The sequence below is a fragment of the Anaerococcus kampingae genome, from assembly GCF_046365475.1.
Taxonomy (GTDB): domain Bacteria; phylum Bacillota; class Clostridia; order Tissierellales; family Peptoniphilaceae; genus Anaerococcus; species Anaerococcus kampingae.
On sequence record NZ_JBGMEF010000042.1, the window covers coordinates 1 to 19,225 of the forward strand.

The following is a 19,225-nucleotide window of genomic DNA, read 5'->3' on the forward strand; positions in this document are numbered from 1 at the left end:
TAGATTTAACTATTCTGCAACATCACCAATCTAGGTACTAAAACAATTCATCCAGTAAAATATAATATTTTATTTTCTCCCAATCAGGCTTGATCCCCAGTAAGTCAAAAAATAGCTCGACATACTGTTCTTCCCCGATATCCTCCCTGATCGAGCGGACGCAGAAGGCAATGTCATACCACTTGTCCGCCCTGCCGCTTCTCCCAAGATCAATAAAGCCACTTACTTTGCCATCTTTCACAAAGATGTTGCTGTCTCCCAGGTCGCCGTGGGAAAAGACAAGTTCCTCTTCGGGCTTTTCCGTCTTTAAAAAATCATACAGCTCGCGCGGATCTTTAAATGGAGTGTCTTCTTCCCAGTTTTCGCAATCCACATCGGCCAGATCGTTATTCAGTAAGTAATCCAATTCGGCTAAGCGGCTGTCTAAGCTATTCGTATAGGGACAATCCGATATGTCGATGGAGTGAAAGAGCCTGATGCACTCCGCATACAGCTCGATAATCTTTTCAGGGCTTTGTTCATCTTCATACTCTTCCGAGCAAAGGACGCCATCGGCCTCACTCATGAGCAGATTGCTCCAGCCATCATGCCGTTCAAAGTGCAGGACCTTTGGAACAGGCAGCTTTCCTTCCAGCCATAGCATCATGTCCTTTTCTCGTTCCACATCATAGGTGGTCCCTTTATACCGGCTGTCCGTCATTTTTAAATATAGGTTTTCATTTTCTCCCACCAGCTTATATACCTTAGCAGGAGACATTCCTTCCGTATCTTTTACGCAGCGGTATTTTTCGATCAGTTTTTTCAATTCCGGTGATATTCTCATTTTAGCCATTTATTATTTCCTTCCTCTTTTCTACAGTATTTAAAGATACCCCAAGAAGCTAATTATAACAAGACGAACTCCAATTCACTGTTCCTTGCATTCTAAAACCTTAAATACCAGAAAACAGCTTTTTCAAAGTTGTTTTCAAAGTTGGCGTATAACATAGTATCGACGGAGCCGATTTTGAAACCACAATTATGATAGAATTTACAAGCTATAAGGTTATTGTCCTGGGTTTCAAGCATTAGTCCATGCAAGTTTTTATGCTTTGCCCATTCTATAGATATATTGATAAGCGCGCTGCCTATGCCTTGCCCCCTGAAATCCTTACATACGGCGATATCTTCTATATAAGCGTACCGGTTCCAATTTTTTCGCAGTTTAACTTTTCCGACGCATTTATCGTCTTGGTAGTAAAGATATATTATCTTATCAGTATTGTCAATATATTCAAGGCAATCTGCCTCCTCATCCTCTTCATCCTCTTCGTCTTGGTAGCTTTTTAAATATGGCGCTTCATAGAGTAATTCTGTAAAGGTCCAATTCTCGTTTTCATACCTCGGTATAATCTTACCTATCACCTCAAATGGTTCGCTGGGTTTATCGATATCTTTCAGGTGCCCTGCTTTCATTTCTGTAATCACTGTTCCCGCCTCTCTTCTATATCAGCGGCATATGTGCTATCCAGGCAGCCGGTTTTACCAGTGTATTTTTTATACATGTCCCTGGTATATTTTGTTATATTCCTATCATACTCCGGATAGGCATAATGAAGCCTTTCCGCCACCTCACCGGATACCGCCCTGAACAATTGATGGCATAGAAATAATGCTTCCCATATGTTTTCATAGGAATCCATCCGGTAGGTGGACAAAAGTTTCTCCCACAAATCCTCGGATATATACCTTTCAATAAACTTATAGTTCTTGCCTACACTTAATTTAAAGCCTGTTTCGATGCCGACCTTCCATGATATCATTCTCAGCAGCTCATGGCGAACAATCTGATTAAAATGATCAATAGCAAATAAAATTTCCTTACGGCACAGTCCCTTAACCACATAGGTAGTGGTGTTCCAGAATTCATTGCAGCAGTCATCGTATTCCCGGGCACTGGGTTTTCTTATATGATAATCCATGTCGGTCGGAACTACAGCTTGCTGAATCCTTCCATCCTTATCCAGAATAATCTTTATCAATTTATCGTCATTCAGGTAGTTTCCCAACTCTTCCAGGGGCAATAAGGTAAGGTCTATTTTATTATAATCATCAAAAAGTATTATATAGGAGTAGCCTTTCTCTTCAGCCGGGAATAGTTCCATATCCTCCGGTTTTTGCATCATTATAATATTCCCAAATTGATTAAGCCAGTCATCATTAGATATAAACGGTTCTATATCACTTACAAAATATGTAATATCATAATCCTGAAATTCATCTTTAGGTATATTAATATTTGCGCGTGACCCCTCAAGGGTCACAATTCGAATACGTTCATCCTGTTCTGCTAAAGAAAGTACTAAATCCATCATTTCTTTTTCTGATCTCATTTACATACTCCTCGTTTATTTTTTCTATATTATTACATCTTCTTTTTTGCCGATACAATCAGCATCATTGGGCGTCGCATTTCATCCGCCATCCCCGGAATATCCATCATGTTCTCTGGCGGCTGTGGCTCCACAATCTGATTTATTATAAAACTATTTGAAAGCAGTGTATTTAGATATGTGGTCAGTGTTCTATGATATTTTGTAACCTTTTCTTCCAAAAACATAGCTGTCCGTTTGCCCTCATAATAATAATTGTCCACCGGGAAATGCAGTATTTCTCCTTTTTCGTTATAATACCAGTCTTGTGTTCCATGAGCAGTAAAAACAGGATGTTCAACTGTAAAAACTAAATTGCCACCAGCCTTCAGCATCCTATATATCTTTTTTATTAAATTCTCATAGTCTGCTACATAATGAAACGCAAGCGAACTTAGTATTACATCAAAGCTCTCCTCTGGGAAATCCACATCTTCTATGGCACAGCATTCATATTCAATCTGTGGAAAATGGGTTTTTCCTTTTGCTACTTCGAGCATTTTATGAGAAATATCAACACCTACTACAGAGGAAGCACCGTTTTCCATCGCATATATACAGTGCCATCCATAGCCGCATCCTAAATCAAGCACACGCTTACCCTTAAAATCAGGTAGCATCTTTTTCAAAGTCTCCCATTCTCCCGCACCAGCCAGTCCTTTCTGCGAGCGACTCATTTGACTGTATTTTTGAAAAAATATATTATCATCATATTTGTTTTCTTTCATCTGAACTCTCCTCGTTTAAAAAGTTATTTATCTCCGATACAATTTCATTCACTTCATTATAAAGCTTCTCGGTCATGTCGTAGCATTCAAAAAGTGAGATACCGAGTACTTCAAAAATATGATTTACCTTCTCGGTATATTTTTCAGGTTTATGTTCAAAAGTTTCAAGCAGTTTTATAGCTTTCTTTTCGTTGATACAATAAGCATTATTACATGCAAATAACACTTGATTTAAACATGAAACTATACGAAAAACATGACCCGCAATATAATATTTATCGTCTGTTCCCGAATTTGCTTTTACAAACATTAAAGAGAACCCTGCTTCAAACATAAAAAAGTTAACTAAACTTTTCTGCAAAGCATTGGGATAAGTTTCTGCCTGTTTTTTTAATTCGCATAAGCTTTCATTCTTAGCATATAGTATTTTGCTAATCGCTAATTCTCCTCGATACATTGCACTAATATAACCATGGGGATGCCCAGTCTGATAATTGGCAGTAACAATTCCGTGCTCTGTATCTTTCATTATTTGTTCCACACGTTTAATATCACGTAAAATTAAATCCACATGATACCCGTTTATGACTAACCATCCGCCGCCATTAATCCAATCACCCCATGCTCCGGGAGGTACAACAAGGTTATTTCTATGCTCATCATCCAGCTTTGTAGCGAATTGATTAATAGTATTTATGTCAAATGATTCTGAATTGTAATAGATTCCGATATCTATATCAGAATCCTCTGTATGTGTGCCTCTTGCACGAGAACCCCCTAATACAATGCCTTCTATATAAGGCAAAGAGGATAATTTGTCTGTCACTAATTGAATAATATTATCTATCATACTGAATCTCTCCTTTCAATATCAAAAGCTATATCTCATGTTGAGAAACACTTTTTTTGCCATATGTTCCTTATGCTTTACGTATATTTATATGGAAAGGAAAGGGGGCCTTCGGAATTCATCTTGAAGGCCTTATTTTCCCTGATTAGTGATCTAAACTACTTAGTGCTTAGATAAAATCCATAATCTTTTTCACTGCCCTACTTACCATCTGTCAAATAAGAAAAGTAAAATAATTATCAGACCATGAATATACAACAAAACAATCATAATATTTCTTTTATAACGTAATGATACAGATTAATGTATTAATTTAAAAGAGCAGCCGTTAAATTGAAGTCAATATCTGTTCTATCCACTCCCTAATTGATTATTGCTACTGTTTACTCAATCTGGTTGTTTTTCTGACACTCTCGATCTGTTCTCACAAACAAAGAAACACACATTTCTCCGAGTTGATAAAATAGATGTTTCTTCTTAAAACATTGCTATATCATTATTTTCTTGACATCAAACATACCGTCTCAGCAGGCGATTTCTGCCAATCGAAGCTCCCTATTCGGTCGCTTCTCTTGGGAAATCTTTGCATGAGACCTGCCTCTACTTTTCAGCGTCGCTTCGCTCCTTGACAAGTAGGGCTAGGGCTTCAACATGGTTCGCATTGTTAAGAGGCGTGTCGGGTGCTGTTAGTTATATTGTATATTTACTTTTTATCCTTGTCAATTTCAACCTCAAGTCCAGATTTAAACACTACTTTTAAATTTTCTTCATAAATTACTATCTTATCTATAAGTTTCCTCACCAATTCTTCATCATAACTTTCTATTTCTAATTCTTGATTGTCTAAAAACTCTTCTAATTCCTTTAGCCTGCTTTGTTCATTCTTCTCTTCCGCCATTTCAAGGAGTATCTTTTCTTTTTCATTTCTTAACTCTTCCACCCTTTCTACAAGGTCTGTGTAATCTTTCTTGGCATTAGCTACTTTTAAAAGCTCTTCTTGCACTTTCAACATTTCTTTATCTATTTCTTCTATCTGGCTAGTTCCATCACCTGTGATGACTTTTTCTATATTCTCTTTTATTATTTCTTTTAATTCACTGCTTTCAGATATAAGTTGATTAATGGCTTCTACAACTGCCTCTTGTAGGTCGTCTTCTTTAATAGTTCTCGCATGGCAGGCATCTGGTCCATGGGTTACTCTTGTGCAGCACCTCCAAACGGTGTACTTTTTCCCTCTGTTATTCCATGCTATTCTCCTGTAAATATCGCCGCATTTTGAGCAGTAGACAATACTTGAAAGGGCATATTTGCTGGAATAAATTCTTCTTTTTCCTTTGCCACTTACCATATTAGCTCGTCTATCCATTTCTTCTTGGACTCGCATGAAGATTTCTTTTGGTATGATGGCTTCATGGCTATTTTCTACATAATATTGAGGTGCAATTCCATCATTTTTTACTCTCTTCTTATTCAGGAAATCCACTGTATAAGTCTTTTGTAAGAGGGCATCCCCCATGTATTTCTCATTAGTTAATATTTGATTGAGGTTCGATACATGCCACTTCTTATTTCCTGCTCCATTTACTATCTTGTCTTTCTCTAGTCCTTCCTTTATATCTCGTAGGCTTGCTCCTTCTAAATATTCTCTGTAGATCCTTTTTATAATTTTTGCTTCTTCAGGAACAATGACAAGTTTTCCTTCTTCGTCTTTTGTATAGCCTAAAAACCTATTATGGTTTACTTGGACTTGACCTTGTTGAAACCTATATTGAACGCCTAACTTTACATTTTGAGATAAGGACTGACTTTCCTGTTGAGCAAGAGATGCCATAATGGTAAGGAGGACTTCTCCCTTGGCGTCCATGGTGTTGATGTTTTCTTTTTCAAAATAGACTGGGATGTTGTTTTCTTTTAGTTTACGAATATACTTTAAACAGTCTAGTGTGTTTCTGGCAAATCTCGATATGGACTTTGTAATGATGTAGTCGATATTTCCTTCCATGGCTTCTTCAATCATTTTATTAAAGCCAGCTCTTTTCTTGGTATATGTTCCACTGATTCCTTCATCAGAAAAAACTCCCGCAAATTCCCAATCTGGATTTTTCTTTATATAATTTGTGTAGTGGTCTACTTGAGTGTCATAAGAAGTTGCTTGTTCATCGCTATCTGTTGATACCCTCGCATAAGCTGCCACTCTCAGTTTCTTCTTTTCTGATTCCTTGATGGAATTTCCTTTTTTCTTCTTCGCTGGTATTACTATGACCTTGCTATTCATCATCTATCACCTTGATTAACCTATACTTATAACTCGCTCGTTCAAAGGGATCTAGTGGTAGAACTTCTTCACTTTTGTATCTAAACTTGCATGGAACTCTAATGATCTCTTCTTCCTTTTCCCAAACTCGTCCCATGGCCACTGCCCTTTCTTTTAACATTTGACCTGCTTTTTCAAAGCTTTCTCTATCTATTATCTTGGGATAGATTTCATTTCCTAAATACTTTTTATTGGTAAGGATTCTTTTTACACTGGAGCTGTTTTTCTTCACGCCTGCAAGGTCTGCTGACTTTATAAGGGCATTGCCAGCAAGGTAGTTTTTAAAGATTTTTCTTATATTCTCCGCTTCTTTTTCTTGAATTTCTAATCTTCCGTCTCTTATGGTATAGCCATAACATAACCTAGACATTATTTTTCACTTCCTCTCTAAGTACAAGTCCACACTTTAAATGAAAATCAAGGGTCTCTCTATTAACAACTTGAATGTGGTCAATGATTTCTTCAAACAAGTCATCTTCAAAGTGATCTATCATTTCACTTTTTCCTAAGATTCCTATTAATTTTTCAAGTTCTCTTATTTCTTCATCATTTCCAAGGATGGCTTTTTTAATTCTTTCCTTTTCCCTGAGTAGATAACTTTCTTCACTAGAAATTTCACTGCTTTCTTTTGCGTAAACACTTGCATCTAAAACTCCCGAAGTTATTAGTTTGCTTAGAATCTCTTTTCTTTCCTTTAGTTTTTCTAGTCTTTCTTCAATTCCATTTATCTTCTCGACTTCTTCCTTGCTGTCCACTCTCTTTAAGGATTCTAAGAGTGGTGTAAGGATACTATCTTTTCCAAAGACTAGCTTGTTTACTAAAGTCGCAAATGCCAGTTTTATGTCCTTGTCTTTAATAAACTTCATATAACATTTATTAATATCTTTAAGGTGTTCACTGCAAGTCCAAGCTATATATTTTTCTTTGCCATTATAGTGATGTCTTCTTTTAAAGCTTGAACCACACTCGCCACACTTTATTTTCCCCGATAGGCTATATCTATTTTGGTATCTTTTAGTGTTTTCTCCATTTCCTTTTGCTATAGCCCTTATCCTTATTAGGTCTTGAACTTTCTCAAAGTCCTCTCTACTTACAATGGCTTCATGGTTGTCTATTATCTTATACTGGTCTTCTTCTCCCTTATTCTTGTGTCTATTATAATTTTCATCTGTATAGGTCTTTTGGTAGATGACATCGCCTATATATTTTTCATTTTTTAAGATTCCGTTTATAGTCGATCCATGCCATTTTGCTCCTTTTTGTCCTTTAATCTTTCTTTTATTTAAGTCTTCTGCAATTTTATGTGTTCCCTTACCTGAAAGATACTGTTCAAATATTTCTTTTATGATTTTTCCTTCTTCTTCATTCACTACCATCTTTCCGTCTATATTCTCATAGCCATAGGGTGGACTTGATATGATAAAGGTTCCATTTTGAAATCTTTTCTTTATGGACCATTTGTTATTTTCTGATATCGACCTGGACTCACTTTCTGCAAGGGATGAAAGTATGGATAACATCAACTCGCTTTCCATGGTTCTTGTATCAAAGTTTTCTTTTTCAAAATAGATACCAATGTTTAAATCGAGAAGTCTCCTTACGATTTCCAAACAATCTGTCGTGTTTCTTGCAAGCCTTGAGATTGATTTGGTTAGGATAAAATCTATTTTTCCGTCTTCACAGTCTTTTAGCATTTTTAGAAGACCGTCTCTACATTCTTTCTTTGTTCCAGTGATGCCTTCGTCAAAGTATAGGCCTGCAAAAGTATATGAATTGTTCTCTGCTATCATCTTTTCGTAGTGTGCCTTTTGTGTTTTAAGACTCACCAGTTGAGCTTCCTCATCTGTCGATACTCTTGCATAGGCAGCAACTCTAAATATAGATTCTTCTTTTTGATTTGCTTCTATTTTTGTTATCTTTTTCATCGTCTCACCTCTCTTTCTCTAAGTGCTATATTCCCGTACAAGTAAGTATTTATCAAGTCTTATATCATTAATTCTGAAAGAATAGGTTTGAACTTTTTTATGTTTTCTCTCCTAATTTTCCTATATTCTTCAAGGCTAATTTCATCTAAAAGAAATAGGTCTTGAATGAATTTATCCGATAAATAGAAATTAAGCTCTGCCTTTAAATCCCTTTCAGTGTATTCAGTTTTTATAATTTCTTGTCTACCTTCAAACTTTTCTACTCTCATACTCCACCTCCTATATCACAGGCAAAGAAATCAGGTCTATCTTTAACCCTAAATTTCTTTCCTCTATATTCCTTAGGACAAAGGGAGTAGTTTTGAGTAAAGTTTATAATTTCTAATATATGTAAAGAGAAATATGGCGTTAGAAATGTAGGCATAAAAAAAGGTTATAATTTTGAAAAATTACAACCTTTTGTCCAATGCTAGTTATTTAATTATAGAGAGTATATTTCTTTAACCCTATCAGCTAAGAACTTTACTCTTCCTTCAGAGATTATTTCTTTAAAACTCTCGTTATTTGCAATTGTTTCTAAATAAAAGTTAACAATCATATCGTCACTTCTGTTTGGATTTGTAGATAATAATAAATTTTCATCAAGCCATTCATCTATTTGATTAAAATACTCATCACCTCTTATCTTAAAAGATTTTTCCTTGCTCTCTATTAGTAGGTTGAGTAATTTTTCTACATATTGACTAGCGATTTTTGGGTTATTATCTTTAATATAATGAGTTGCCAAGGATAAATAAAAGTTTAAAACTATAGAAATATTTATTTCAATAAGATTAAAAGTTTCTATTAAATCCTCCACTCTTTCCAAGGTTTCGACCCAATCCTCATTATGCAAACTGCTTTTCATCATAAGAAGAGTGATTAAATCAATTACGTTCTTATAAATCATTACTTGTAGTTTTTGATCTACTTCATTTTCTTTCTTCATTTTTAGATAAGCTGAAGCCACCAAACAATCTTTAGATATAGATAGCATGTCAGAAGATGGTAAAATATTTAATGCTTCTTCTGATTTTCCTAAACTAATTAAACAGGCTGCCCTCAAGCTCAATGATTGTTCTTTTAATATAGGATTTTTAGAATGCTCGCATACCCTATTTAGTATATTATTTGCGTATTCTAGATATTCCTCTTTTTTTACATCATCAGTTGCTAAATCACAATGGTTCAAAATAAACAAAGCCATGTAATATAGTAGTTCAAAGCAAGAATAGTATTGTTTTATTTTGATTTTTATATCTTCTACGATACTATCCATATCTGTATCAGTGACACGATTCTCTAAGTCTATATAAAATTTTTGAATTTGAGTTGAAGATAAATCTGGGTCATATCCTATTAATTCATCCACACTTATATTGAAAAAAGTGGCAAGTTTTGGTAGAAGTAAAATATCTGGATGGCTTTGACCTGTCTCCCATTTTGATACGGACGCTTTTGTTACCATCATAAATTCTGCTAATTCTTCCTGAGTTATACCTCTTTCTTTTCGCTTCTGAAGAATATTTTCTCCAATTTTAACATTCTATTTTACCTCCTATATAAGTTAATTTTTTACCTTGATAAGTGAATTAAATTTGAAATATGCTAATCTCACATAATCAATTTCAAGAATATTCACACTTCAAAGTATTTTGATTTTTATAGAAAGATGACAAAATACCCCTCACTTTATATAGTGAAATTTGCCCTCTTTGGTAACCAGAATTTTTATTTTTTTATAGTATTTTTGAGTTTCAATGATTAATTTAAGCATAAAAAAATGAGGACTTATGCTACTAGGCATAAATCCTCTAATCTAAATTTTCCTGTTCAAAGACTTTAAATATTTCTTTCTATTAATTATTTAATTTCCATGATTCTGCCTTAGCCTTTGCATTGATAAGATCAGAATAAAGTCCATTATTTTCAATCAATTTTTCATGATTTCCACGTTCTACTATTTCTCCATCTTTTAAGACTAGAATCTGATCTGCATTTCTAATGGTTTTTAGTCTATGGGCAATCATAATTACTGTCTTATTTTTTGTTAATGTTTCTATTGCTTCTTTAAGTTTATCTTCATTTTCTGGGTCAATATTTGCAGTTGCTTCATCAAAGATAATTATATCTGCATATTTTAGCATGGCTCTAGCTATGGAAATTCTTTGTTTTTCTCCACCAGATAGGCTTGCTCCACCTTCCCCAATAATAGTGTCATATCCTTCTGGTAAAGCTTCTATGAATTCATGACATCTTGCTTTTTTTGCAGCTTGAACTACTTCTTCATGGCTCGCATTTTGTTTTCCAAATTTTATATTATTTTCAATTGTATCTTCAAATAGGTATACATCCTGAAAGACCATTGAAATAGAATTCATTAAGTTTTCTATCTTATAGTCTTTTATATTTTTTCCACCAATTAAAATCTCGCCAGAATTTACATCCCAAAATCTCGCTATGAGATTACAAAATGTTGTTTTACCAGATCCAGATGGACCAACAATAGCAGTCATAGTATTTTCTTTTATCTCTGCTGATACATTTTTTAAAATTGGTCTGTCATCATAAGAAAAAGAAACATCTTTAAAGACTATATCGTGATTTCGTATAGACTCTGAAACTTCTCCTTCTTTCATATCAGGCATTGAGTCTATAAAGCCAACTGAATCTATAGCATTTTCGCAAGCTCTTAGGATTGCCATGTTTGATCCTGCACCGATTAGTCCTTCAAAGATTATAAAGGATGCCATAATCATAAGAATTGTTTCGGCAAGCGGAAGTTCACCAGATAAATTTAATTTTAGAGATACATAGACCATAGCTACTGTTGTTATTCCCATTACAATTCTTTGAATAACTGTGTATGGTGCAACAGATTTTTCTAGGTCTAAGAGTATTCTTGATGTATCTTTTATAGACTTTCTCAAAGCCCTGTTATTTTCTCCACCAAGATTATAGGATTTTATAACCTGCATACCTTGTAAAGTTGCCAATACTTCTTTTGTAAGTCTTGTTTGTGTTTCTGTCATTTTATCTGCATTAGCTGATGATTTTTTCTCCATCATTGATGTTACTATAAAGAATACTATTACACCCACCACTGCAACAAGCCCTACCTTTACATTAAATATTAAAGTTCCAAGGACAAAGACTAAAGTATTTAAAACTCCACCAAGTACAAGAACCAAAAGCATAGGCACCCACATTTCTGCTTGGGAAAGTGAAGATGTGGCAATTGTAGTTAATCTTCCAAGTGAAAAGCTTGAAAAGAAACCCATAGGAACTCTTTTAATTTTTTCTCCTATTTCTATTCTCTTATGGGCTGCCATAAAATATCCAGCGTGTGTTTGTGCCATCTGTGAAATTTTTAGTGTCATAATTTTGCCAACAAGAGATATTACTAATATGCCGAGACAAATAAAGATTGCCTTATAGTCTAAAGTTTTAGAGAATATATTTACTAGCATATAGTAAATTGCACCAAACTCAAGGGCATTAAATACTGCGTGCAAAAATCCAGCGAGAATGGATTTCTTAATATTTACCTGTTCTTCTTTTGAAAAATTCCATATCTTTTTAAACACATTAAGCATTTTCATCACCCCTTAAATTTGCAGCATACATTTCCTTATAAAGTTCTGATGAATTTAATAGTTCTTCATGAGTACCATAAGAATTTAATTTGCCATCTTTAATAACAAATATCCTATCTGCATCAACAATTGTCTTTAACCTATGAGCGATTATGATTAAAGTTTTACCCTTAACTAGATTTGCCAAGGCGTTTTGTATGAGAGCTTCATTTTCAGGATCTATATAAGAAGTTGCTTCATCTAAAATTACGATTGGTGCATTCTTTAGCATGGCACGAGCAATAGATATTCTTTGTCTTTCTCCTCCAGATAGATGACCTCCACCTTCGCCAACTCTTGTATCATAACCATTAGATAGATTCATAATAAAATCATGGCAGGCAGATTTTTTACATACATCTATAATTTCTTCGTCAGAGGCATTCTTATTTCCAAGCCTAATATTTTCCTTTATAGTCATGTCAAAGAGGAAATTGTCTTGGGATACAAAAGAAATAAGTGAAGACAAGTTTTCGAGCGACACATCTTTTGTTTCTACTCCGCCAATTTTAATAGATCCTTTATCTACATTCCAAAATCCAGCAATAAGTTTTGCTATTGTGGACTTGCCTGACCCAGAAGGACCAACGAGGGCTGAAACATTAGATTCTTTTATTTCCATAGAAAGATTATCTATAACCTTATTTTTTCCATCGTAAGAAAAGTCTACGTCTTGAAGTTCTATATTATAGGATTCTATTTTTTCTCCCTTGTCAATATTTTCTAACTCTCTTGAATCTAAAATTTTTCCTATTTCAGAAGTTATAGTTGATATTCTTGACATATCATCCATATAGTTCATGATTTTTAAAATGCTAGAAACCGTAGCAAAGGATAAGACGATTAAGGTAATTAAATTTCCTAAATCAATACTTCCATTTATATAAAATAAAATCCCAAAGGGTATGATTGTAATAATTCCCATAGGAGAAAGTAATCTACCTATGGCAACCCTATTCATAGATTCACCCATCCAGTTATAATAAAAGCTTGCATTGTCATAAACGCTATCCGCATATTTTTTATAAGATGATTCGCTTTGATTAAAGGTCTTTATTACTTCTATCCCATTTATATACTCAACAATGGAATTATTCATATGTTGACCAATGGCAACTGACTTTCCAAACATTTCCTTATAATGAGCATTCATTACAGACATCATGGTAGCCATTCCCACCACAAATGGAATTAGTGATAGCAAGGTCAATCGCCAATCTAAGGTAAACATATAAATAAATAATAGAATAGGTCCTACTAAATTTGCCGTAAATTCTGGCACTAGGTGGGCAAGTGAAGTTTCCATAGAATCAACTTGCTCAACTATAATATTTTTTAATTCTCCAGATGATCTTGAAAGAACATCTCCCAATGGCATCTTGAAAAGTTTCTTAGAAATATCATTTCTGATTTCTCCTAATGAGTTAAAAGTTGCGGTATGGGAAATACTTGTTGATATTCCTGCTGCCACTTCTTTAATAACAAATGTTATTAAAATATTTATGCATAGTGGAGTATATAAGCTAATATCCCTTATGCCATTAATCAAATTCACAATAATTTTCGCCATGTATATATAAGAAAAAAGCCCAGCCACTACTCCAATTATTGCCAGTAAGATTGACATAAAATATGAGCCTTTTCTTTTATTTACATATTCTTTTACTAAATTCACTTTAAAACCTCCTTTAGTAATATTTTTAAATAGTTTATTATATTTTTTTTATTTCAGAGGGCATTCTATTAAGCTCTCCAATCATCATTGCTATTCCAGCTAAAATCATAATTAAATCTACAAGAGGTTCAGCAAACCATACTGCCTTAACTCCAAATGTCATTGGTAGAATAATCATGGCAGGAACGAATAAAAATAATTGTCTTAGCATGACGATTATGCCTGCCTTTTTAGCATTTCCTATTGCTTGGAAGAATGTTATAGACATAACCATTACTCCATATAAGATAAATATAGAATAAAATAGTCTAAAGTTTCCTACTCCCTGAGTTATAATACTTTCTTCTACTCCAAATAGGGAAAGGATGTTTTTTGAAAATAATAAGACTGGTAGCCAAAATATGGCTGCAAGAACAAGTCCTCCAATGGAGAATACCTTCATTGCCTCCTTTACCCTGTCATATCTTTTTGCTCCAAAGTTTGTACCAACAACAGGTTGCAAGCCTTGACTCATTCCCCAAAGTGGAATAAAGGAAAAGGCATATATTCTTAAAGTTGCTGCCATTAAGATAGCATTTGTATCTCCTCCATATTTAAATGACATTTTATATAGCATTGTTTGTTGAATCATAAATAAAATTTGCATCATCATAGCAGATGACCCTACGCCAAACATTTCTTTTTTTATTTCCTGATCAGGTTTGATTTTATTTATTTTTACTGCTTTACTTTTATATTTGAAGTAATGGAGTGTTATTATCGCTTGAACAAATTGTGCTGTAATAGTTGCAAGTGCAGCCCCTTCTATTGCGTATCTTCCCATTAATTTCATTAGAATTGGATCAAGAATTATGTTTAAAAAAGCCCCTAGCCCCATAATGAGCATTGCTTTTTTCATTAATCCTTCTCCACGCATAACCATGTTTGCTGATTGAGTAAAGTTTACAAATAAAGAACCAATGAAAATCACTCGTAAATATCTGATACCATATTCTTTAATTTCTCCACTTGCTCCAACCATATCTAAAAAATGTGGTGCAAGTAAAATTCCGCCTATTGTAATAATTGATGAGAATAGAATAACCCAAAAGATTAAATTCCCCATAATTTTATCAACTGTTTTTTGGTCACCCTTTCCTATAGCTCTTGATAAAACTGATGCTGAACCTACACCTATGAGTGTAGATACTCCACTATTAAAAAAGGTAAGTGGCATAGCTACACCACAAGCTGTCATTGCAGTTTGTCCTATAATATTTCCTGCAAAAATTCCATCCATTAGTGGATAAAGACCTATTACTATCATTCCTATTACAGCAGGGATAGATAATTGAAAAAGTAAATCTATAGGTCTTTTTGTTAATAATTGTTCTTTCATATCTTGTTTCAAAAAATCAACTCCTTACACAATCAGTCCATCTTTAATAAATTTCAAAATATCTTTTTCATGTCCTTGAACATATACTTTCTTATATCCATCTTCTTCAAGCATTAACACAGAATTACAAACTTTAAAAATAAGTTCTATATCATGAGTTATTATGGCAAAAGGATATATTTTTGAATATCTTTTTATTATTTCAGAAATATCATTCATTCTCTTGTAATCTAAACCTGACGTAGGTTCATCAAGAATTATTAGTTTTCTACCACTTAAACAAGCAGTTAATAGTGCAAGTCTTTGTTTTTGTCCACCAGATAGATTTTGTGGATGGTCATACCTATTTTCCCAAAGGTCAATATGTTTTAATTCGTTTCTAAGTCTATTTAAATATCCAACGTCATTAATTCTATCTTTTTGTAAAAGCTCATTTTCCACCGTATCAAAAAATATTTGGTATTCTACATCTTGCATCATATAATAAGAGTTTCTTAATCTTTCTTTTTTATTTCTCCCAAAGCTTGTCTTGCCTTTAAAGTTTAATAAACCAGCTAAAGATCTTGCAAGAGTCGTTTTACCTACTCCATTTTTACCTATAATCGCCATTATCTCATTTTCATATAAGCTTATATTTAAATTTTTTATTAATTCTTTTTTACCAATAGAAATACCAACTCCTCTTATATCCTCAACTACATTTTGGGAATTATCAATATTTTCAGATAGCAAAAAATTATAGTTAGTTGTTCTTAAAGAGTAATTTTTACAATCCTCTTCTGTTAATTCACCTTTTTTAAAGACTTTTTCGATTTTACCATCTTTCATATACAGAAAACGATCATATAAATCATTTAAATAGAACAATCTATGCTCAGATATTATTATCGTTTTTCCTAAGGATTTTAATTGTTCAAGAATATTTTTAAGTTCGACTATTCCCCTATAGTCTAAATTTGATGATGGTTCATCAAAGAAAATTATTTTAGTATCATAAACAAGAGTAGATGAGATAGCAACTTTTTGCTTTTGTCCACCTGATAAAGAATTGATATTTCTATATTTTAAATTTTCAATTCCCATCACACTCAAAGAGTCATCAACTCTTTTCTTTAATCCTGAAAGCTCCATTCCTAAATTTTCTCCAACAAAGGCAAGCTCATCCTCAACAATATTTGCGAAAAACTGATCTGTTGGATTTTGAAAAACATTTCCTATATATTTTGCCAATTCTCCATTTTTATATTGCGAAATATTTTTTCCTAAAATAGATACTTGTCCATATAATTGTCCTTGATAATGATTCGGAATTAAACCATTTAATATTCTTGTTAGAGTAGTTTTTCCACAACCAGATAAACCACTTATAACAACAAGTTCCCCTTCTTTAATATTTAGCTCTATATCTTTTAAAATCACCTTATCATTTCCATCATAAGAGAATTTTTTAATATCAGCTTCTATTACATTCATATTGACCTCCACAATAAGAAAATAGCTAAAAGTAAGAATACGATATCAAAAAATTTAAAAGTTATTTTATGATAATTGGTCCTTTCCCCTCTATATTCTGCTCCTTTAGATATAATAGATGAAGTCAAAGTTTCACTCACTTGCAAACATTTATAGATAAGAGGGATGAAGTAAAGTTCAAAAGACCTAACAGGATGGAGGGGACTTAATCTTAGCCCCCTTACCTTCATGCCATTCTTTATTTCTTTAATCCTTAACCCCATCTCTGATATAAACTTCATTCCTATCACTATGCTTAGAGCAAACACATTTGGAATGTGTAAAAACTTAAGTGAACTCATCATTTTAAGTGGTGATGTATTCACAAGAATACCGCCAATAATAAATATCGGAAAGAGTTTTAATACGATTTCTACAAGACCTAAAATTGCATTTCCACCTATTCCTAAGTCTATAATAGTTAATGTTTTGCCAACAATTAACAAGATAAGAACTGTTGCTAGTTGTTTAATAAATTGTTTTAAGGAAAAAGTTAAGGTTAGAAACATTGATATTCCTATCATAATATAGTAGCCAATATCATCTGTTATAAATAATATAATCGAAAACGCTAAAATTAAAACAAATAAGATTATAGGATTTACAAGACAGTTGTCATCTCTCCTTATGTTTTCCATTACAATATTCCTGATTTTTTACTCTTTTTAAAAAACTTATTATTTATATATAATCCAAATCTTCCTGCTATTAATACCAAAACGATATTAATGCCTATTGAGATTAGCATTGCCTTTGGTGTAAAAAAGGCATCCATAAAGGCAGCCTGTTCTTTTGTAAATACGCTAAAAACTTCAACAATTTTTTCTGGTCCAAGTAATCTTACAAATGTCATTGCGTGCATTGAAATAACAAACATTCCAGCAGATAATGCTAAAGCAACTCTATTATCATTTTTATAGTTACCTATAATTAATTCTGCTACAATAGCTGCGATGGCATTTACTATAAGCATTGGCCAATATCCACTTAAAGCATAAAATACACCCAGCAACATGAAAAATATAAAAGCTATTCCTCTTTTTTGTAATTTTTTAGCCATAATTATAAATGGCGGAGCTACTACAAAGGAAGAAAATCCTGCCGCTATATATAAGGATAAAGTTCCTAACATTCCTGTAGCTGTTGATACAGCCATGTTTAATATAAACGCCACTACTGTAAAAATTGTAACTTGTACGACATCTTTTAATTTCATATAAACCTCCAATTTAAGATATATTTTTTCTTTCTGAGTAAACCCTAAGATTTACTTAGCATTATTATCTAAGATAATTCCTATCATTTTTTTTAATGCAAGTTTGTTCTTCACAAAATTTTCTCTTGCATTTAGAACTTCACAACCTAGAATAAATGTGTTAATCAAATCAGTTATTAATTCGATAGCTTCACTTAATTCACCCCTTACATCTTCATCAAATAACATTAGAATACTATCAGATGATGATTTTTTTAGTTTCTTATATAAGTCTTTTAACTTATCGTCATGATTTAATTCCTGCAAAAACATTGCATAAATTGAAACATAGTCACTCTGATATAGCATTTTTTCTAAAATAATCTCAGATAAAACTTCGCTAAAATCCTGACTTGTTTTATTCATCTCATCATAGATTATCTTCTCTCTGTATTTATTTCCTTCTAACATAATGTCGTATAAAATTTCATAGGTAGAACCATAATGATGATACAAACCACCTCTAGAAAGCCCAGTAGCTTCCATAATGTCATTCATAACTGTATTTCTAAATCCCTTATCCAAAAAGACTTTCATAGCTGCTTGTCTAATCTGCTTTTTTCTTTCATCAGCTTCCATTTTCATTTCATAAATAACCTCCAAACCGACACTGTTGTCGGTATTATTATATCAACACTGATAATCATTGTCAATAGCTTCGCTTATACTTCTTTATTAATTTCTTTAAATGCGGTATAATCAATAAAATTGAATAAACGCTTAACGCTTATAACTTTAATAGCAAGCACAGTAAGTGAGTACCCACTTACGAAAAATTGATGAAGCAGAACCTTTATGGACTGCTTCTTTTTTTATCAATTTTACCTTGTTAGGGAGAGCCCTAAGATCCCAATATTTTATGATAAGGAGATATACTATGGATAATAGAAAAAGAAATAATCAACTAAAAATATATTTAACAGATGAAGAAAAAGAAATTTTTGAAAAGAAAATGAAACTTGCAAATTGCAAAACAATGTCCCACTTTCTTAGAAAATGTGTATTAGAAAAAGAAATTTATATTGTAGACCTGGAACCATTTAGGAATCTCCAATGGTTACTTTCAAATGCAACAAATAATATAAACCAGATTGCCAAGGCTACTAATACAACTGGTGTTATTTACAAAAATGAAATTGAATCTATGAATAATCAGATAGAAAAATTATCAAGAGAAATATGGCAGATTCATTCCCTACTTCTTAATAAATCAAAATGAAATTTATTATATAAGTCAAAATTTAATTTATAAATACATTAAATATCAGATGAGAAATTCTACATTTTTAATAAAAACTAGGTACATCAAATACTGCATTTTTCATGAATATAATCATGTTTTTATTTTTCAAATCAATCTACATGATTTGAAAAGTATCTTTCCGAACTTAAATATAGTATTCTAGTAAATACAATAAAAAAAGAATACCCTCATGCAAGAGTATTCTTAAAATAAAAATAGTAATTATCTTTTTTCATTCTATAGAATAATATTAAAAAGCA

General features: G+C 32.7%; 18 protein-coding genes. 1 reads left to right on the forward strand and 17 read right to left on the reverse strand.

What is annotated here, in order from left to right:
* Positions 1 to 37: 37 nt before the first annotated feature.
* The 17 genes from aph(3')-IIIa to ACCQ42_RS09215 form a co-directional block, all read right to left on the reverse strand.
* On the reverse strand, positions 38 to 832 hold the full coding sequence (aph(3')-IIIa, locus tag ACCQ42_RS09135) for an aminoglycoside O-phosphotransferase APH(3')-IIIa (protein WP_001096887.1): 795 nt from the start codon (positions 830 to 832) through the stop codon (positions 38 to 40).
* Positions 833 to 924: 92 nt separating this feature from the next.
* A complete protein-coding gene (gene sat4, locus ACCQ42_RS09140) occupies positions 925 to 1,467 on the reverse strand; it encodes a streptothricin N-acetyltransferase Sat4 (protein WP_000627290.1) in 543 nt (180 codons plus the stop codon).
* Entirely contained in the window at positions 1,464 to 2,372 is a 909-nt protein-coding gene (locus ACCQ42_RS09145) for an aminoglycoside nucleotidyltransferase ANT(6)-Ia (RefSeq protein ID WP_001255864.1), read from the reverse strand. Before ACCQ42_RS09145 ends, sat4 begins: the two co-directional genes overlap by 4 nt.
* Before the next feature lie 32 nt (positions 2,373 to 2,404).
* The gene (locus ACCQ42_RS09150) at positions 2,405 to 3,139 is read right to left on the reverse strand and encodes a class I SAM-dependent methyltransferase (protein WP_000662263.1); all 735 of its coding nucleotides are present in this window, start codon (positions 3,137 to 3,139) and stop codon (positions 2,405 to 2,407) included.
* The gene (locus tag ACCQ42_RS09155) at positions 3,120 to 3,989 is read right to left on the reverse strand and encodes a nucleotidyltransferase domain-containing protein (protein ID WP_106460503.1); all 870 of its coding nucleotides are present in this window, start codon (positions 3,987 to 3,989) and stop codon (positions 3,120 to 3,122) included. Before ACCQ42_RS09155 ends, ACCQ42_RS09150 begins: the two co-directional genes overlap by 20 nt.
* A 703-nt stretch (positions 3,990 to 4,692) precedes the next feature.
* Positions 4,693 to 6,264, reverse strand: coding sequence for a recombinase family protein (locus ACCQ42_RS09160; RefSeq protein WP_065735315.1), 1,572 nt, complete (start codon positions 6,262 to 6,264; stop codon positions 4,693 to 4,695).
* Positions 6,257 to 6,673, reverse strand: coding sequence for a recombinase family protein (locus tag ACCQ42_RS09165; RefSeq protein WP_019131795.1), 417 nt, complete (start codon positions 6,671 to 6,673; stop codon positions 6,257 to 6,259). Before ACCQ42_RS09165 ends, ACCQ42_RS09160 begins: the two co-directional genes overlap by 8 nt.
* A complete protein-coding gene (locus ACCQ42_RS09170; RefSeq protein ID WP_410035979.1) occupies positions 6,666 to 8,228 on the reverse strand; it encodes a recombinase family protein in 1,563 nt (520 codons plus the stop codon). Before ACCQ42_RS09170 ends, ACCQ42_RS09165 begins: the two co-directional genes overlap by 8 nt.
* Positions 8,229 to 8,287: 59 nt before the next feature.
* Positions 8,288 to 8,497: an SHOCT domain-containing protein gene (locus ACCQ42_RS09175; protein ID WP_065735313.1), complete on the reverse strand. Its 210-nt coding sequence runs from the start codon at positions 8,495 to 8,497 to the stop codon at positions 8,288 to 8,290.
* Positions 8,498 to 8,709: 212 nt separating this feature from the next.
* On the reverse strand, positions 8,710 to 9,804 hold the full coding sequence (locus tag ACCQ42_RS09180) for a helix-turn-helix domain-containing protein (protein WP_106460505.1): 1,095 nt from the start codon (positions 9,802 to 9,804) through the stop codon (positions 8,710 to 8,712).
* A 322-nt stretch (positions 9,805 to 10,126) separates the two neighbouring features.
* Positions 10,127 to 11,863 carry an ABC transporter ATP-binding protein gene (locus ACCQ42_RS09185; protein WP_410035980.1) on the reverse strand — a complete coding sequence of 579 codons (1,737 nt, stop codon included), beginning with the start codon at positions 11,861 to 11,863 and terminating at the stop codon, positions 10,127 to 10,129.
* On the reverse strand, positions 11,856 to 13,577 hold the full coding sequence (locus ACCQ42_RS09190) for an ABC transporter ATP-binding protein (protein WP_410035981.1): 1,722 nt from the start codon (positions 13,575 to 13,577) through the stop codon (positions 11,856 to 11,858). Before ACCQ42_RS09190 ends, ACCQ42_RS09185 begins: the two co-directional genes overlap by 8 nt.
* A 37-nt stretch (positions 13,578 to 13,614) precedes the next feature.
* Positions 13,615 to 14,967: an MATE family efflux transporter gene (locus tag ACCQ42_RS09195; protein WP_106460085.1), complete on the reverse strand. Its 1,353-nt coding sequence runs from the start codon at positions 14,965 to 14,967 to the stop codon at positions 13,615 to 13,617.
* Between the two features lie 12 nt (positions 14,968 to 14,979).
* Positions 14,980 to 16,428 (reverse strand): ABC transporter ATP-binding protein, encoded by a 1,449-nt coding sequence (locus tag ACCQ42_RS09200; RefSeq protein WP_106460084.1) that lies wholly within the window; start codon positions 16,426 to 16,428, stop codon positions 14,980 to 14,982.
* Positions 16,425 to 17,105, reverse strand: a complete 681-nt coding sequence (locus ACCQ42_RS09205) for an energy-coupling factor transporter transmembrane component T family protein (protein WP_012291072.1) — start codon at positions 17,103 to 17,105, stop codon at positions 16,425 to 16,427. Before ACCQ42_RS09205 ends, ACCQ42_RS09200 begins: the two co-directional genes overlap by 4 nt.
* A complete protein-coding gene (locus tag ACCQ42_RS09210; RefSeq protein ID WP_106460083.1) occupies positions 17,105 to 17,683 on the reverse strand; it encodes an MptD family putative ECF transporter S component in 579 nt (192 codons plus the stop codon). Before ACCQ42_RS09210 ends, ACCQ42_RS09205 begins: the two co-directional genes overlap by 1 nt.
* A 51-nt stretch (positions 17,684 to 17,734) precedes the next feature.
* Positions 17,735 to 18,307, reverse strand: coding sequence for a TetR/AcrR family transcriptional regulator (locus tag ACCQ42_RS09215; RefSeq protein ID WP_106460082.1), 573 nt, complete (start codon positions 18,305 to 18,307; stop codon positions 17,735 to 17,737).
* A 292-nt stretch (positions 18,308 to 18,599) separates the two neighbouring features.
* Between ACCQ42_RS09215 and ACCQ42_RS09220 the strand changes: the two genes are divergently transcribed.
* Positions 18,600 to 18,941: a plasmid mobilization protein gene (locus ACCQ42_RS09220; protein WP_106460081.1), complete on the forward strand. Its 342-nt coding sequence runs from the start codon at positions 18,600 to 18,602 to the stop codon at positions 18,939 to 18,941.
* Positions 18,942 to 19,225 lie beyond the last annotated feature (284 nt).

Excerpts from the sequence above, each read along its gene's own strand:
- ACCQ42_RS09145 (WP_001255864.1), bottom strand. The coding sequence starts at position 2,372 with ATGAGATCAGAAAAAGAAATGATGGATTTAGTACTTTCTTTAGCAGAA.
- ACCQ42_RS09150 (WP_000662263.1), bottom strand. The coding sequence starts at position 3,139 with ATGAAAGAAAACAAATATGATGATAATATATTTTTTCAAAAATACAGT.
- ACCQ42_RS09155 (WP_106460503.1), bottom strand. The coding sequence starts at position 3,989 with ATGATAGATAATATTATTCAATTAGTGACAGACAAATTATCCTCTTTG.
- ACCQ42_RS09160 (WP_065735315.1), bottom strand. The coding sequence starts at position 6,264 with ATGAATAGCAAGGTCATAGTAATACCAGCGAAGAAGAAAAAAGGAAAT.
- ACCQ42_RS09165 (WP_019131795.1), bottom strand. The coding sequence starts at position 6,673 with ATGTCTAGGTTATGTTATGGCTATACCATAAGAGACGGAAGATTAGAA.
- ACCQ42_RS09170 (WP_410035979.1), bottom strand. The coding sequence starts at position 8,228 with ATGAAAAAGATAACAAAAATAGAAGCAAATCAAAAAGAAGAATCTATA.
- ACCQ42_RS09175 (WP_065735313.1), bottom strand. The coding sequence starts at position 8,497 with ATGAGAGTAGAAAAGTTTGAAGGTAGACAAGAAATTATAAAAACTGAA.
- ACCQ42_RS09185 (WP_410035980.1), bottom strand. The coding sequence starts at position 11,863 with ATGCTTAATGTGTTTAAAAAGATATGGAATTTTTCAAAAGAAGAACAG.
- ACCQ42_RS09200 (WP_106460084.1), bottom strand. The coding sequence starts at position 16,428 with ATGAATGTAATAGAAGCTGATATTAAAAAATTCTCTTATGATGGAAAT.
- ACCQ42_RS09205 (WP_012291072.1), bottom strand. The coding sequence starts at position 17,105 with ATGGAAAACATAAGGAGAGATGACAACTGTCTTGTAAATCCTATAATC.
- ACCQ42_RS09210 (WP_106460083.1), bottom strand. The coding sequence starts at position 17,683 with ATGAAATTAAAAGATGTCGTACAAGTTACAATTTTTACAGTAGTGGCG.
- ACCQ42_RS09215 (WP_106460082.1), bottom strand. The coding sequence starts at position 18,307 with ATGAAAATGGAAGCTGATGAAAGAAAAAAGCAGATTAGACAAGCAGCT.
- ACCQ42_RS09220 (WP_106460081.1), top strand. The coding sequence starts at position 18,600 with ATGGATAATAGAAAAAGAAATAATCAACTAAAAATATATTTAACAGAT.